This window comes from Anabaena sp. CCY 9402-a, from assembly GCF_963920945.1.
GTDB classification, from domain to species: domain Bacteria; phylum Cyanobacteriota; class Cyanobacteriia; order Cyanobacteriales; family Nostocaceae; genus Trichormus; species Trichormus minutissimus.
Window position 1 is genome coordinate 1 of record NZ_CAWUDL010000079.1, and the last position, 15,993, is coordinate 15,993.

13 protein-coding genes are annotated in these 15,993 nt (G+C 39.1%); 7 read left to right on the forward strand and 6 right to left on the reverse strand.

Going from position 1 to position 15,993, the window contains the following annotated elements; translation table 11 throughout:
- From ACM0OR_RS23050 to ACM0OR_RS23070, 5 genes are all read right to left on the reverse strand, one after another.
- The coding region (locus ACM0OR_RS23050; protein ID WP_414578902.1) for an AAA family ATPase at positions 1-1,301 on the reverse strand (1,301 nt) is incomplete at its 3' end.
- Positions 1,302-1,359: 58 nt separating this feature from the next.
- Entirely contained in the window at positions 1,360-2,199 is an 840-nt protein-coding gene (locus ACM0OR_RS23055; protein WP_414578903.1) for a transcription factor RcaD, read from the reverse strand.
- Between the two features lie 220 nt (positions 2,200-2,419).
- On the reverse strand, positions 2,420-3,367 hold the full coding sequence (locus ACM0OR_RS23060) for a glycosyltransferase family 2 protein (RefSeq protein ID WP_414578904.1): 948 nt from the start codon (positions 3,365-3,367) through the stop codon (positions 2,420-2,422).
- A 33-nt stretch (positions 3,368-3,400) separates the two neighbouring features.
- Positions 3,401-4,057, reverse strand: a complete 657-nt coding sequence (locus tag ACM0OR_RS23065) for a glycosyltransferase family 2 protein (RefSeq protein WP_414578905.1) — start codon at positions 4,055-4,057, stop codon at positions 3,401-3,403.
- 223 nt (positions 4,058-4,280) lie between these two features.
- A complete protein-coding gene (locus ACM0OR_RS23070; RefSeq protein ID WP_414578921.1) occupies positions 4,281-5,294 on the reverse strand; it encodes an Npun_R2821/Npun_R2822 family protein in 1,014 nt (337 codons plus the stop codon).
- 982 nt (positions 5,295-6,276) lie between these two features.
- On the opposite strand from ACM0OR_RS23070, the gene ACM0OR_RS23075 reads away from it, so the two are divergent.
- From ACM0OR_RS23075 to ACM0OR_RS23105, 7 genes are all read left to right on the forward strand, one after another.
- Entirely contained in the window at positions 6,277-7,326 is a 1,050-nt protein-coding gene (locus ACM0OR_RS23075; protein WP_414578906.1) for a response regulator, read from the forward strand.
- A 54-nt stretch (positions 7,327-7,380) separates the two neighbouring features.
- A complete protein-coding gene (locus tag ACM0OR_RS23080; protein WP_414578907.1) occupies positions 7,381-7,758 on the forward strand; it encodes a response regulator in 378 nt (125 codons plus the stop codon).
- 4 nt (positions 7,759-7,762) lie between these two features.
- On the forward strand, positions 7,763-8,260 hold the full coding sequence (locus ACM0OR_RS23085; protein ID WP_323266221.1) for a chemotaxis protein CheW: 498 nt from the start codon (positions 7,763-7,765) through the stop codon (positions 8,258-8,260).
- A 65-nt stretch (positions 8,261-8,325) separates the two neighbouring features.
- Complete coding sequence (locus ACM0OR_RS23090; RefSeq protein WP_414578908.1) at positions 8,326-10,569, forward strand: methyl-accepting chemotaxis protein; 2,244 nt, start codon at positions 8,326-8,328, stop codon at positions 10,567-10,569.
- A 131-nt stretch (positions 10,570-10,700) separates the two neighbouring features.
- On the forward strand, positions 10,701-10,865 hold the full coding sequence (locus tag ACM0OR_RS23095) for a hypothetical protein (RefSeq protein ID WP_414578909.1): 165 nt from the start codon (positions 10,701-10,703) through the stop codon (positions 10,863-10,865).
- Between the two features lie 7 nt (positions 10,866-10,872).
- Entirely contained in the window at positions 10,873-13,860 is a 2,988-nt protein-coding gene (locus ACM0OR_RS23100; RefSeq protein ID WP_414578910.1) for a response regulator, read from the forward strand.
- A gap of 195 nt (positions 13,861-14,055) precedes the next feature.
- The gene (locus tag ACM0OR_RS23105) at positions 14,056-14,325 is read left to right on the forward strand and encodes a hypothetical protein (RefSeq protein ID WP_414578911.1); all 270 of its coding nucleotides are present in this window, start codon (positions 14,056-14,058) and stop codon (positions 14,323-14,325) included.
- 277 nt (positions 14,326-14,602) lie between these two features.
- Here ACM0OR_RS23105 and ACM0OR_RS23110 read toward each other — a convergent pair whose 3' ends face one another.
- Positions 14,603-15,898, reverse strand: a complete 1,296-nt coding sequence (locus ACM0OR_RS23110; RefSeq protein ID WP_414578912.1) for an APC family permease — start codon at positions 15,896-15,898, stop codon at positions 14,603-14,605.
- Positions 15,899-15,993: the final 95 nt, after the last annotated feature.

Genomic DNA, 15,993 nt, shown 5'->3' on the forward strand with positions numbered 1-15,993 from the left:
TCTCTGTTGTTATATTCTCCCAAAACTTGTATATCTTCCAAAAGTGGATGCTCCCCTTGAATTTCTTCTGGTGGATGTGTCCGAGACGGATCTGGAGTTTCACCATCTAACCATTTTGGTTTAGGGGGTTTTTTATCTCTGAATAGCCATTGCTTATAATCGTGAAACAAGTTTCTCCCTAGTGTTAAAATCTGACGAGGTGAGGTTTTACGACTGGGGAATGCTTTTATAAATACCTCTGTATTTATGGGGTAAATTGAAGAATCAGGTAAAGAGTAGGCCTTTCTGTAAAGTGGATGAAGTCGAGAAGCTAAAAGGGCTTCCCCTTCTTCGAGCGTAATACGTTTAAGAGATACTCTTATAGTGGCTCTATCTAAATCAGCAGGTTGTACACGCTTAAAATTATCATTCCAAGTGCCAGTTTTAATGCTAATTATAATCAGAAAACCTTGCCATTTACCATTATAAATTGCAGAATTAACATTAAATAAAGCTTGTATATCAATAGAACCGTCCGGCAACCGAGCAATATTATCTAGGTTATCGAAGCATAATACTATAGGCTGGGTTTTGGCAGAAATTTTGCTGAAATTACCTAAAATACCCTTTGCCGTATTTTCACTATCAATCGACTGTCTTACTCGTAATTTATTTAGGCTTTCTTCATCTAAGTTATCACCTTTTAACCATTCACAAGCTAAAAAGTATAAGTCTGGATTAGTCAAATCATAAAGAACACCAAAAAATTCATTAGCGTTGTAAATTCCTGTATTACCTATATGCCTTTTAAGAATATCAATGAATAATTGACGATCACTTTTAGTATTTGTCTTCTGTTTTCCAAAAAATCCTTTTATCTTATCAACTAAACTTTGCTGTTCATCAAGCAAATCTTCACGAATAGTAGACAAACAGCTTTTTATCCAAAGAAGTAATTGAGAGTCGGTTTGTCCTGCTGGAGCATTAACTAGACTATCAATGGTGTGACGTAGTATGTGCCGCCAAATATGGTCACTCTGAGGAAATGGTTCAATATATGCAAAAAAAGCCTGATCGTTTAGTGTTTGTTTTAGCCTACCCAGAAAGTGAGTTTTACCTGCTCCAGCGTCCCCATAGAGAATTAGAGTGCGGGTTTGATGATCTTGGGCAGTTTGAGACAAAAGACTTTTGATTTCGTTTAAAGCTTCTTTGTGAATAGATTCAACAGTAGGAGCAGGTTCTTGATCTTCCCAAAAATTACGTGCTGCATTATTATCAAATGGATTGAGTGATTGTTTAATAAGTTCGTCAATTGTTGCCATACGGATATCCCTATGTACTTAAAAGTTACCCTGCTCGTAATTGTTGAACTGTAAATTGCTAATTCACAGTAATAAAAAACAAAGAACCACCGCTTATTTGAGTAATTCCAGCGTCTACTTGTTCAGATGTATAATCTTGTGGTTCTGCTAAGGTACTTAATTCAATTTTGCTAGCTTCTTCTAGACGATACAAAGCCTGATCTAATTCATCTCGTGAAAGTGGCGGTTGTAGTTTTTGTCGTAGATGGAAAATTGGTAAATAATTTTTCCTACCCAATTCTTTGTCTAATTTCTCAATAGTTTGTAAAATCTCTTCATCATTGATATTGATAATCTTTTCAATTGATGATTCAACAATAGGAGTAGAAACAATAGATACTGGTGCTGACTTAACCCGCCAAGTCTTGCGTAAAAGCCGGAGATAGTTGTTCAGCAAATCTAAGCTAATGTTTGCTTTACCTACTGGGTTGTAGTCATCCCGTAAAAACTCGATTCCTCTTTCAGTTAGCCAAACTTCGGGTTTAATTCTTTGAAGTTTTTCTTCTACATCAATTAATCCGCGTGTATTCAATGTTTTTAATATCGCGTCTCGTTCAGTAGCTTTTGGTGAGGTGATTTTACTGGGTGCGATTTTACCGGAAGCTTTACTTATCTTCTCCAGTACCTTTAGTTCTTTGTCTGTGATGGGTAACTGGCCTGGTGGAAGGTTCAGCAAGGCTTGACCAGGAGATAAAATCTTGACTGTGGCAATCTCACGGGAATAGTCTACCAGTTCGCGATCGCCTAATGCACCACAAATTTTATCCTTACCTTTAAAACTGCTAAAAGCGGCCAATCCTGCTCGATAATTGGGAAATCCTAATAATTTTAAGAGAAATTTTAATTCACTCGTTTCCATACTGGTAGTTCAATAGAGCATCTACAACAGGAATACTCTAGCTCAAAAGGCAATAACTTACACACATTTTTATATAGTAGCTCTAATTAGTGCCAGTGATTGCGACACACTCAGCGATCGCATCTGTCACAGGTAATAAATTTCCGTTTTTTTGCTAAATAAGGTTTTGGAAGTTATTTAATATTAGGCAAACTTAGTTTACATAAGATTTAATTTCAATTTACCCGCGCATCTGTCGCAGTAAACTAAATGCTTGACCCCGCAAAACACCGGGTAATAGCGATAAACCCAACCCAGTCCAAGCTTTAGTAGTTGAGAAAGACTTACCTGCTAAAACTAACTCTCTACCTTTGGGAATTTCGCCTTTTTCAATTAAACGCAAGCCTAACAATAACTTGGCTTCATTTAGACGATGTTGGCGAATGTTTTCTAACTTCTCGGCAGGAAATTTATAACTTTCTAAATACTTAATTTTGTCAAACAAATAAGGAATCGCTCTATCAATACCTTGCTGTTCTGCATGATAGCGATATTCCATTAATAATTCTGGTAAATAATAACCCTTTTTACCAGCCAAGGCTAACCGCACAAATAAATCATTATCTTCGCAGTTTTGGATATTAGGCAGCATAAATCCTAACTCTTGTAAGGTGGAACGACGAAATAAAGTTGCTCCCACTTGAAAACTTTGTTGGATAAACACTACTTCTAATAAATTATCTACTATACCGGCTGCTAAATTAGCTCTACCCCAGCGACGAGAATTTTCTTGAGTTTTGGCTTCATCTCGAATATTATTAATATCAATAATCCAATGATCTGTGCCTACAAAATCAATACTAGAGTCTTGATCAAGTATCGCCGCAGTACGTGCTAAGAAATCTGGTGTTAGCCTATCATCATCATCAAATTTAATGAAATATGTACCACTGGCAGCATCAAAACCAGAGCGCATATTATTACTTTTACCGATATTTTGTGGATGACGAATGTACTTAATTCGGTTATCTGTGTACTGTGACATCAATTCTGGCGTACCATCACTAGAACCGTCATCACAGATAATTAGTTCAAAATCTGTGTAAGTTTGAGCCAGAACGCTATTAATTGCATAAGGAAGTAAATTTTCTCGATTAAAAGTAGGAATACAGACACTAATTGTCACCACAACGATTAACCTCAAGTCTTAAAAATTACAAATTTATTCATTAAATACATCGTATAATTGGAACTCATCACGGATTTTTTTTGTGAGCCATCTGTAGTCCAATAAAGCTTTCATTCGGAAAAATCTTGATTTTATATTGATTTTTTTCTTGTTATCTTCAATCCCCAAGTAATTATTTTGACCATTTTTGGTATATATCGCACCCGCGAAGGGTAAAGGTTCAAGAGGCGTTCCTTTTTTGGCTAAAGTCCGAATTATTTCACGATGTCTATAATAGTTAAATATATATTCTACATATTTAGCTTCAGTGATTTTATCTATAATTTCTGGTACATCATACAAATCATATCTAACTATATTACTTGTCCCGCAGTATTGCTCGAAGCCTTTCCTCATCAGGCGGATAATTTTATTTCCTTCTGTATAGGAATAACCTTTATTGATCAACCATCCATTAGCTTGAGGATAACGATTGGCAAACTCGGCTAAACGTTTACTAATACAGTCATCAGCATCAACACACATAATATGTGATGGGTTAAAATTTTTAGCATAAGTTAAGCCAGTAATCAGTCTGCGTGTTCTATCTATATTTTTGCTGCGCCAATCTAAGCTAGGTAAGGCAAAATCATACTCAATATATATGATATTTTTATGGATAAATTCAATATTTGGTTTTTCGTTACACACAACAATTACTCTAAAGTCATCTGTTGTCTGATGACAAGTTGACCTGACAGTTCTTTCAAATAGTTGACATACTCTTTCCCAAGATTGGCAAATATGCTTACTTTTGAGGGGGATTATAAAAACTAGCATCTAATATTTATCCTTACCAGAATACCTATTACAAAAATATCAATAAGTCTGCCACTTTATGGCAGCAGTTGCATCTACGTTTCACCCAAAGATATTAAGATATACCGGCTTGGATTTTATTTGCTACTTTCTGTAAAACTCGATTACTTTTTGTGAATATGCTAGGTGATTTTAACTGTTTTGGTCTTTTTTCTGGTTCTTTGAGAAAGCGATAGTGCAGAAACTCGTTGCGATAACGGATATTAACATCTTCACCTTGGCATAATCTGGCAAAGTCCCTAGAGGAGTAACTCATGTAGTGAAGACGATAAATGGGTTTTAATCCTTCTTGGTTATAAAGAACATTATTAATGTTCACAAAAGGATCAGCGTTAGCACAATTGCCTGTTCTCTCTTGACCATTGGGGCTAAGTGTGCAATTAAATAATGGGCGATCGCACCTTAATGTCATGTAGTTGAACAAAAAGGCATCATCCCACCACTTGCTTACCCACTCTATTTCGTTCTCCTCAATTAACAACTTCTTAAAACCCGCAAGTTCTGATGGAGCAAAAATTCCTTTTTTAGAGCCAAAAAAGCTGGAACAATGTAACTTAGGACGGACATCTTCCTCTTTATATAAGCCACTATTTTCTATAATTGTGATATCTAAAGCCGCATTTTCTCTAGATTTTTTATGCTCCCAATCATCAAATACAAAATCGTAATTATTTAGTTTATCTAATAAGTTTTCTAGTGGTTTCATGGCTAAACTATCAGCATCATAAAACACAAATTTCTCAAACTCACCATCAAAAGCACACAGCTTTCTTAATAAGGGGCTGAGATACCAACCATTGCGAGATAAATTCCCTTGTTTTGCTTCTGGATGTACAGCCCAAACTTCATCAGCAAAATTATCCCACCGTTGAATTGATTCCCTATTTTCAAATAGGGTGACATTTTTTCTAGATTGAATTTCCCGCTTCACCTTATCTATTTTGTCATTATAAGGAATCACACATATAGGAATATCTGGACTAACATTGACCTCAATGCTATTTAGCAAGGCAACTAATTGGTCAAATACAGCATCATTGGCAAGGGTGTAAATACCGACAGCTTTCATCTTGCTAAATCCTACTTGACTGACAAAATTACTTACAATGTTAGCATTATGCTGTATACTCATAGCTAAAGCAATCTGGCTTACTGTGAATTTACGGTAAAGCTATGAGAGTTGACAGAATTTATAGCGTTTCCCGACCTATTTATCAAACAAGTAGCGGGATTTCAGAAGGAATGTAAAGATTATCAGAAAATGAGGCATCGATTCCTTATTACTGGTAGAGCAATGGCTTTACAAGGTATCTCTATTTACCACCTAATTTAGAACGTGTGGAGATTGTCGCAATAGATGGACAACTCCAACAGCAATGATACCTAGCGTGTATACACAAGTCCACCTGAGAGAGTTTCCAGCCTAAAAAGATAGATTTAAATTGCCTCAAACCACGAGCAAGAGTAGGCATTCTTGGAAGTCTTAGAGAGAGATATCTAGACAATCCAGCTAGCCGAGTAATGACTTTCGACTATTGTGATTCCAACCTCAATACAGCAAATAGCCCGTTGAATTTTAATAATTCAATAATATCCGCTTCCAAATAGGGAACTATATGCACAATTGCAGCAGCCGATGTTGAGGTAAATTCCAGGGATTTTTTAGAAAAATGCCGTAATTTTACGGAAGTATTTTAAAAAATCAGCCTAAATTAAGTTAATTAGAAAATTTTTAAGTGTAAATACTGACCAACGCTAAGTTAAATTCTGTTAATTTTGCATTATTATTTCAGTGTTTATCAATTAAAAGTTACTCATAAGGTATGTGATTCGTTAGAGTTTTTGCCTTTTGTTGACTTAATCCTACTCAGTGCCTATTAATTTAAGTACAAGTAACTACAGCAACAATAGCTTACGCATGATTTTCATGGGGTTTAACCACAAGTCTTGGGTTCAAAAATTTGTATGTAAGATTACAAAAAACTATTAACTGATCCTTGATAGGAATTGTGGTAAAACTGCTAAACAAATTTAGCTGAAGTAAAGAAAAAATGAACACAACTCCTATAAGTAGCTACAGGTTAATCCAGAAACTACATCCTATATCTTTATTAGCACAGCTAACTAGTCGCCATGCTACAGGATGTTTGCGTATATTTACAGAGGTAGCTTTTTGGACAATTAATCTAGAGCAAGGTAAACTTACTTATGCCTCATATTCAGATAAGCTATTTGATCGTCTTGATATTCACCTGCGGCACTTGAGTCAGAAAATTCCTACTCTCAACAGTGGAACTCGTGTGCAAATGCGCTTGATGTTTGAACCCCAAGATGAAAGTCAGTCTTTAACCTACGCTGATTACCAAGCTATTTGCTGGTTAGTCAATCAAGGTCATATTACTGTTAGACAAGCAGCCATTCTCATAGAAGAATTAGCTAAAGAAGTGCTGGAATCATTTCTAGTTTTAAAAGAAGGAAGCTATGAGTTTTATCCTGAAACTACGTGGGAAGAACTACCAAAGTTTTGTTATTTAGACTTACGTTTATTAGTTGAATCTTGTCAAAGACAGTTAAGAAATCGACAACGTATCCCATCTTCATCTAATAGTGGTGGGAGTTCTCCGGTTTTACTTACAAATAAAACTCCACAACCTCAGCCACAACAACAAAATAGGCAAATAATACCTCAACCAAATAATTTAGACCCAGTTGATAGCCCTCGCTTAGTGAGAAAAACTTTATATACTATTGCCTGTATAGATGATAGTCAAACAGTATTAAATTCTATAAAAAGCTTCTTGGATGAAAATGTATTTGCCGTGGTGACTATAAATGATCCAGTAAAGGCTTTGATGCAAATTCTCCGCAGTAAACCAGACTTAATTTTATTAGATGTAGAAATGCCAAATTTAGATGGTTATGAGCTATGTTCTTTGTTACGTAGACATTCCGCTTTTAAAAATACCCCAATTATTATGGTGACTGGAAGAACAGGCTTTATTGACAGAGCAAAAGCCAAAATGGTCAGGTCTTCTGGTTATTTAACAAAGCCGTTTAACCAATCAGAATTGTTGAAAATTGTGTTTAAACATCTTGGGTAGGGGAGGAAGGTGATAGGTGATAGGTGATAGGTAATTATTTAAGGAGATTTAAAAGTGAGTTTGACTTTAGTCGGAACAATTTTAATTGTAGAAGATTCGCCCAGCGAATTAGAATTAATGAGCCACTATCTTCAAGAGAGTGGTTACAACGTGATTAAAGCTTCTGGGGCAAAAGAAGCAATAGAAAAAGCTTTATTACAAAAGCCAGATGTGATTGTGACTGATGTAGTTATGCCGGGTATGAGTGGCTTTGAATTGTGTCGTTCTCTAAAGAGAAACCCCATTACGGCAAAAGTACCGATAGTTATTTGCAGTTCTAAAAATCAAGCAATTGATCGTTTGTGGGCAATGAAACAAGGTGCTAGTGAGTATATAACTAAGCCATACACCCGTGAACTTTTGTTGCGTGCTATTAAATCAGTGGTGATTTAAATCGATGAAAAATAATTCTAAAGCTATCTTGGCAACAAATCATCATCAAAATAAATTAGGAGATGCTTATCTTAAGTTTCAACTAAATCAACAGACATCTGCTATTTTAGCAATGACTTATACACAGGAAGCAGTGATTTTACCTGTTGATACTATAACACCAATGCCAACTATGCCTGCCTGCATTTTAGGCTTAATGAATTGGCGTAGCCGCATTATTTGGACGGTTGATTTACCAAGAATGCTCAATTTAGAATCCTTAGATCATCGGCTGCGTCAGTATAACGTTGTTGTGATTAAGGTGGAATCACTAATTTTAGGATTGGTGGTGCAAGAAATTAAAGGCATAACTAAATTTATGCCAGATGAAATTCATTCTCCTATAGGACAGGTGGCATCTAGTTTAGTGCCTTATTTGCAGGGTTGTGTGGCACAACAAGAAGAAGTATTTTTAGTATTAGATGCCCAGGCGATTGTTAATTCGGCAGTTTTGTATAAGTAGCGGTTAGTTGCTATAAATCAAAAATTGGTTTGTGTTCTCTTTAAATAGTTAGGAAAAATTAAGTGATGTTTCATAAAACTGATATGGCGAAGAGTGGAGACTCTCAAAATAATCAACCATTTATTGTCAATCAAAAAAATACAAATGGTATAGTCAAACTGTCAAGTGCTATTCAACATCAAACTAGTCGGAATACTTTAGATAATTTAGTTAATTATGTACAGCGATTGAGTTTGAGAACAAAAACGGTAATTTTAGCGATCGCACTTGGTACACTACCTGTATTCACGATCGGCGCGATCGCCTATAATTTGCTCAGTAAATCCATTACGCAGCAAGTCACCGACGCGCAACAAACCCAAGCAACTGATTTAGCCAATACAGTTAACCGATATATTTTAGAACGTTATCAAGATATTCAAACTCTCGCCAATTTACCATTTTTAACTAATTCTAGGGTGAGGAACATCACCACTGATGCAGAAAAGCAAGCATTGCTTAATCAAATTCTCCAGATTAACCAAAATTATGACAGCATAGCTGTATTTGATATTGAAGGTAAGGTAATTCTCCAGTCTACAGGTGAAGCCTTAGAGACAGAAAGATATCAAAATTATTTTCAAACAACTCTACAAAGAAATACTCCGGTTATTAGTCAACCAGAAGCAACAAGTATTTACATAGCTGCACCAGTTAAAGATACAGTCACAGATGAAACTATTGCTGTAGTTCGCGTGCGGATGCCGATCAAATCACTAGCAGCAGCGATGAAAAATTACGTCGCTAATGGACGTACATATAGTTTACTTGACCCGTCAGGCAAAGTATTTTTCAGTCCAGACAAAGAATTATTAGGTAAACAAGTAAAAACAGCTTATCCCGATTTATCGCCACTTCTAGCACATCAAAAAACCGATAGTTTAATCACAGATGGGAAACTTTATAGTTACGTACCATCACAACGTCTAGAAGGTTTACCTAATCTCAACTGGCAAGTTTTATTAACCACAGATGCAGAAATTTTGTGGCAGCCCCAAAGACAATTATTGTGGACAATAGCCATTGGCACAGTTATGACAGCTAGTCTTGTAGGTGCGATCGCAGCTTGGTTAGCCAACCGTACCATACAGCAGCTATCCAAAGCCAATACTGCCTTAACCAAGCTGAGTCAAGGGGAATTTAACACCCGCGTAGAAGTTACCACCGCCGATGAATTAGGAGTTTTGGCTGCCAATGTTAACCAAGTAGGAGAACATTTGCAAATTTTAGCCAAACAAAAGGCAGTTATAGCCCACAACTTTAGTAGCGAAGGGCAAGAAGCACTACAAATGCAACTTTTAGAACTGCTGAGTCATGTAGAAGATGCAGCTAGAGGTGACTTAACAGTCCGCGCCGACGTGACAGCTGGTGAAATAGGCACTGTTGCCGACTTTTTTAACTCCATTATCGAAAATCTCCGGGATATCGTCACCCAAGTTAAACAAGCCGCGAATCAATTGAATACAGCCATTGGTTCTAATGAAGGCGCAATTCGCCAGCTAGCAGAAGCCGCCCTCACTCAATCTGTAGAAATCAACCGTACTCTTGATGCTGTTGACAACATGACTTATTCCATGCAGGCTGTAGCCGCCAGCGCAGAACAAGCCGCAACTGTCGCTAACCACGCAGCCCAAACCGCCACCAAAAGCGGACAAGCAATGGATTTAACAGTACAGAACATTCTATCTTTGCGGGAAACAGTCGGTGAAACATCCCGGAAAGTTAGACGCTTAGGAGAATCTTCGCAACAAATTTCTCGTGTCGTCTCCATCATTAACCAAATTGCCACCCAAACCAACTTACTAGCAATTAATGCTGGTATTGAAGCCGCCCGTGCTGGGGAAGAAGGCCAAGGTTTTGCCGTCGTCGCTGAAGAAATCGGCGAATTAGCCGCCAGAAGTGCCTCAGCTACCCAAGAAATTGAATATATTGTAGAGAACATCCAACAGGAAACCAGCGAAGTAGTCAAAGTAATGGAAATTGGCACTACCCAAGTAGTAGAAGGTACGCAAATTGTTGAAGAAGCCAAGCAAAGCCTCAGCCAAATTTTAGATGTATCACAGCAAATTGACTTTTTAATTAAGTCAATTTCTACAGCCACAGCATCCCAAGTACAAACATCACAAAGAGTCAGCCAACTGATGCAAGATGTTGCGGCTGTGTCACAACGCACCAGCGATTCTTCCCATTTAGTTGCCCAATCTCTGCAACAAACCGTAGAAATTTCCCACCAGTTACAGGAAACCGTTGGGACTTTTAAAGTGATTTAGGAAGCAGGGAGTAGGGGCGGGGGGCAGAGGGAGCAGGGGGAGCAGGGGAAGCAGGGGAAGCATGGGAAGCATGGGAAGCAGAGGGGCAGAAGTTATTCACTGCGTGACGCTAGCGCGAACAATTTTGAATTTTGAATTTATATGCCCAATGCCCTATTCCCAATCTGAATTACGTTAGCGTTCACGAAGTGTCTGTCTCCGACACGCTGCGCGTTGGCGTAGCCTCTGTCTACGACACGCTCCGCGAACGGAGAGAACGTAGAGAAGTCCATTACGAATTACGAATTACGAATTAATATAATTATGTCAAAAGATAAAGAATTAGAAATCCAGATGCAATTTCTGGAAGAAGCAACAGATTACATTAATACCCTCGAAGTGGTGTTATTAGAAATCGATATTTATCACAGGATTGATTTAGATAAAATTAATGGAGCTTTAAGGGCTGCTCACTCGATAAAAGGGGGCGCAGCGATGATGGGATTTCGGGCTTTGAGTGATTTATCCCATCGGTTAGAAGATTCTTTTAAAGTTTTAAAAACTAGTAAAAATTCCTTAGCAATTGACACCCAATTACAAAGTTCCCTGCTTACTGCTGTAGATTGGTTGCGGCAAATTGTGGCATTACTAGCAGAAGGAAATACCATAGAAGAACAGTGGTTAAAAACTTTTTGTTATCCTGTTTTTGATGAATTACACGATCGCCTGGGTGATCCTACTCCAGAAGATGCCGCTACCATCTTATCTACAGATGAGGGGCAAGATATTATTCCCCTGCTGTTCGGCACGGAAGTAGATGAATATTTGCAGCGTCTAGAATCAGTGTTAGCCGATCCATCCCAGCCAGGCTTACAGGCAGAAGTGGCAACGATGGCGGCGGAATTAGGCGGCTTGGGGGAAATGTTGCAACTCACAGCCTTTACCCAGCTTTGTGAATCTATTAAATATCATATAGAAAACGCATCAGGCGATGGGCTATACCCGACGGGAGGCGATCGCATCTGGTCAATTGCCCAACTAGCCTTAAAATCTTGGCGGCGATCGCAAGCTTTGGTGTTAACTCATCAACGGGAGAATTTACCTACAACCCTAGATTTAGATGACTTAGCATCTGTATCTCAGCCAGCCGAAATTACTCCCTTGATTTCTACAAATATTGATGAAGTTCCAGAATATGACACCCCAGCCGCAGAATTTATTAATGCTGGGTTAGCCTACAACAATGAAAATATTAATCATGAACTAGCAGCAGTTGATTTTGCAGGAATAAACACAATATTTGCGGAAAAAGCAGAAACTGGAGATGTAAAATCCGACCAAATTTTTCCAGAAACTCCTTCCCAGTTCCCAGTCCCCAGTCCCCAGCCGCCAAGCGACAAAGAGCGGGAACATCAACAAGAAAACTCAGTACGAGTTCCTAGCAAACAATTAGAAAAAATCAATGATTTATTTGGGGAATTAATTGTCCAGCGTAATGGATTAAATTCCCAACTAGAAAAACTACGTAAACTAGTGCGTAATTTAAATCAGCGCGTGCGGACTCTAGAGCGAGAAAATCAGGAGTTGCGGACAGCATATAATCAAACATCCGCCAGAAATTTTATCTCTGTAAGTCAGTCCTTAGCCCAGAATGAAGAAAATCCCCATGCTGAATTAAACTTGCGATCGCAAGTCGTCATGGAAACCATTGTTCAAGTGCAAGAAGTTGCCACGGACATTCAACTCAGCGTTGACGACACAGACCAAATTACCCGCAAACTCAATAAAACATCAAAACAATTACAAACAAAACTCAACCATATCCGAATGCGTCCCATTTCGGATTTAGTCGAGCGATTCCCCAGAGCCATCCGTGACTTAAATGTGGAATACGGCAAAAATGTCCAGCTACAAGTGAGAGGCGGCGATACTTTAATCGAACGCAGCATTTTAGAAGCATTAAATGATCCTTTAATGCACCTTTTGAGAAACGCCTTCGATCATGGTATCGAAGAACCAACCACCCGCCGCGCCGTGGGTAAACCAGAACAAGGATTAATTGAAATTACCGCCACTCACCAAAGTAATCGCACCATCATTACCATGCGTGATGATGGTCGAGGTATTCCTGTAGAGAAAATTCGCACCCGCGCTATGGGGATGGGAATAGATGAAGCTTTACTTGTTCACGCTACCGACGAAGAACTGTTATCACTCATCTTTGAACCAGGGTTCAGCACCTCCGACCAAGTGACAGCCTTATCTGGTCGCGGTGTGGGGATGGACGTAGTTCGTAACAACCTCAAATTAGTACGTGGCGATATCAAAGTTGATACGGAAGCAGGCGTTGGCACAACTTTTACCTTATCCGTGCCATTTACCCTATCTATGGCGCGAGTCCTGTTAGTAGAAAGCAATAAAATGCTGCTGGCATTTCCTACCGATGTCGTAGCGGAACTGTTTTTACTGCAAACCGAGCAAGTTATCTCTACTTCCGGTAGTGAATTAATCAACTGGCAAGGGTCTACACTGCCATTGATTCACTTGAGTAACTATCTAGAGTTTAACTGCCCACGCTACGATAGCCCAGAACTAGAAACACCCCCCGCCATTAATGCCACTAGTGTGTTAATCATCCCAGGAAATCAACCCGTCGCCATCCAAGTAGATAGATGTTGGGGTGAGCAAGAAGTTGCTATTCGCCAAGTTGAGGGCAATATACCCCTACCCACAGGTTTTAGTAACTGCACAATTTTGGGTGATGGGCGGGTAGTGTCCTTAGTTAATACCAATGAGTTGCTGTATTGGATTGCCAATCATCAGCGTACTCCCAGAAGCCATCAATTACCATCAGCTAGGTTAAAAACACCATTTCTATTTTTTAACAGTGGTAAAACACCAGCACCAACTATTGAGTCTAAAGGTACAATTTTAATTATTGATGACTCAATTAATGTCCGCCGTTTCTTAGCACTCACCCTAGAAAAAGGAGGGTATCAAGTAGAGCAAGCCAAAGACGGGCAAGATGCTTGGGAAAAGTTAACCGATGGTTTACAAGTCCAAGGTGTGATTTGTGATATTGAAATGCCACGCCTTGATGGTTACGGCTTCTTAGATAAGATTAACTCTAGCACTACAACTAAACATATCCCCGTAATGATGTTGACATCTCGTAGTAGTGATAAGCACCGACAATTAGCTATGCAATTGGGGGCGCGAGCTTATTTTTCTAAACCTTACAACGAGCAAGAATTACTCCGCACGTTAGAGGAAATTATTGGTCAGGTTGCAGAACAATTAACTTCTAGTTGAAATTTAAATAGCAACCATAATATCGTGCGAGATTTTGAAGGCTAAAAATTCTGACAAATCAAATAGGAGTGCTGTATATTTCAGAAAAACGTCACCCAAAATACATTTTTTTTTATTAATTTGATATAGAATTATCGCCAACACAGTTGGTAATTCTTGAGTCTGGCTTGAAACTAATAAAAGGTATGAGTAAAAATGTCAGAACAATCAGATTTTCTCTCTAACCTCTCTGACTTTCTATATCCGCGTAGTTGTTATTATGGTCAATTCAAGCCAGAGTATTTAGTATTTAACGCCAATCTCCAAGAATTTGCCCAACGCGTGAGTTATATCAGTAATTTGCAAACTAATGGGAAGCTGTCTCCCCAAGAGGCTTACCATGAAATCAAAACTCTTTGGAAACAGTTAAAAGCAGCGAAAAAACAACTCGAAAGTAGCTTAATGGATGATGTTTCTAGTGTGTAATTCGTAATAAGAGCGTTTCCTAGTTTAGTGAGGTACTCCCCTCGTCGCTGGCTACCGTGTATACACATCTCTATGCTGAGTGCAAAATGTTGTTTGATCCCCCTAAATCCCCCTTCAAAAGGGGGACTTTGATTCTATTTCCCCCCTTTTTTAAGGGGGTTAGGGGGGATCAAAACGATACAGCATAAGGTTATCAGACTTGTGTATACACCGTAGTGTCGCTGGTGGGGAGGGTTGGGTGATTGTGCCTCACTCAACCGAGAAACGCTATAAAACTTTAATTTTGTTGGAATAGCGATCGCCTGATCTGATGCCAAATTAATCCTGCTACAATCAAACCTAAACCGACTTGCCAAATTGCTGAGTCTACCCAGAAAGCTAGGAATAAACAAGATAAAAGCCCTATCCAACCTATCCACACAGGATAAAGGCGTTCTGAAGCCGGGAGTCTTAAAGCGGCAAAATTGGTGATGGCGTAGTAAATTAAGACACTAAAGGCACTAAACGACCATGTTGTTTTGACATTGCCTAATAATACTAAAAGAGCGATCGCAATTCCCACAAATATCACCGCCCAATCAGGTGCGGTTTGTTCTCGATTTAGATGTGCTAAAAATTTGGGAGCATCTGCACGTCTACCCATTGCCAATAGTACGCGGGATAAGCCCAAAATTAAGTTTAACAACACGCCTAACATGGCTGTTATTGCACCGATAGCTAAAACTACAGCCGCACCAGTACCCCCGACAGTACGGGCGACAACTTCCAACGGTGCAGCTTTAGTCTGTCCTGTAGCATTCGCCAAAGTCTCCACACCCACAGCCCCAATTCCCACTGTCGCCACTGTCATATACAGCAACATCGTGACGAACAAACAAACAATCATCGCTTTAGGAATCGTTTCCCTAGGAAAACGGGCTTCTTCCCCCATAGTTGCAATCCGTCCATAGCCAGTATAAGCCACAAACATCAACGCACTGGCATGAAGCACTGCCCCCGGAGAACTACTAAAAAACGGTGTTAAATTATTAACTCCCTGTTCTACTGCGCGGGGTAGACAAGCCAAAATAAAGAACGCCAAAGATAACAGCGTTACCAAGACAATAACTATATTAGTCAGATTAGAGCGTTTAATCCCACTCAAAACTACTAAAGTCATAATTACTACAGCCAAGACAGCTATAGGAATCACCCAATCAGAACTCCCACCCAAGAGATTCAGCAAGTAACCGGCAAAACCCAAAGCAGCCGTCGCCGCCGAAGCCGTCTTGGCTACTAAAAACATCCAACCTGCGGTGAACCCAAAAGCAGGAGTGAGATACTTGTAACCATATTCATAACTACCGCCACTGACTGGGTGATTAGCTGCCAGTTGCGCGCTATTGAGTCCATTGCAAGTAGCCACAATTGCCCCAATAGCTACCGCCAAAATGACCGCCGTCCCTGCAATACCGGACGCAATGCTAATGCTGACAAAGACACCCGTCCCGACAATCGAACCCAACCCCATCAGTGTCGCCCCAAAAACCCCTAACTCTCGTTTCAGTTGGGGTGATGAATTGGTAACGGACATCTTGAATAGCTCCCCTTTTATCTGAACATATGATACAGATAAATGAGCTTAGGTGAACATGAGTATAATTAACCCTTTTTCCCTCCGTGTCTTAG

Coding starts and splice junctions, on each gene's coding strand:
- ACM0OR_RS23100 (WP_414578910.1), top strand. CDS start 10,873: ATGTCAAAAGATAAAGAATTAGAAATCCAGATGCAATTTCTGGAAGAA.
- ACM0OR_RS23085 (WP_323266221.1), top strand. CDS start 7,763: ATGAAAAATAATTCTAAAGCTATCTTGGCAACAAATCATCATCAAAAT.
- ACM0OR_RS23105 (WP_414578911.1), top strand. CDS start 14,056: ATGTCAGAACAATCAGATTTTCTCTCTAACCTCTCTGACTTTCTATAT.
- ACM0OR_RS23070 (WP_414578921.1), bottom strand. CDS start 5,294: ATGAAAGCTGTCGGTATTTACACCCTTGCCAATGATGCTGTATTTGAC.
- ACM0OR_RS23110 (WP_414578912.1), bottom strand. CDS start 15,898: ATGTCCGTTACCAATTCATCACCCCAACTGAAACGAGAGTTAGGGGTT.
- ACM0OR_RS23090 (WP_414578908.1), top strand. CDS start 8,326: ATGTTTCATAAAACTGATATGGCGAAGAGTGGAGACTCTCAAAATAAT.
- ACM0OR_RS23055 (WP_414578903.1), bottom strand. CDS start 2,199: ATGGAAACGAGTGAATTAAAATTTCTCTTAAAATTATTAGGATTTCCC.
- ACM0OR_RS23075 (WP_414578906.1), top strand. CDS start 6,277: ATGAACACAACTCCTATAAGTAGCTACAGGTTAATCCAGAAACTACAT.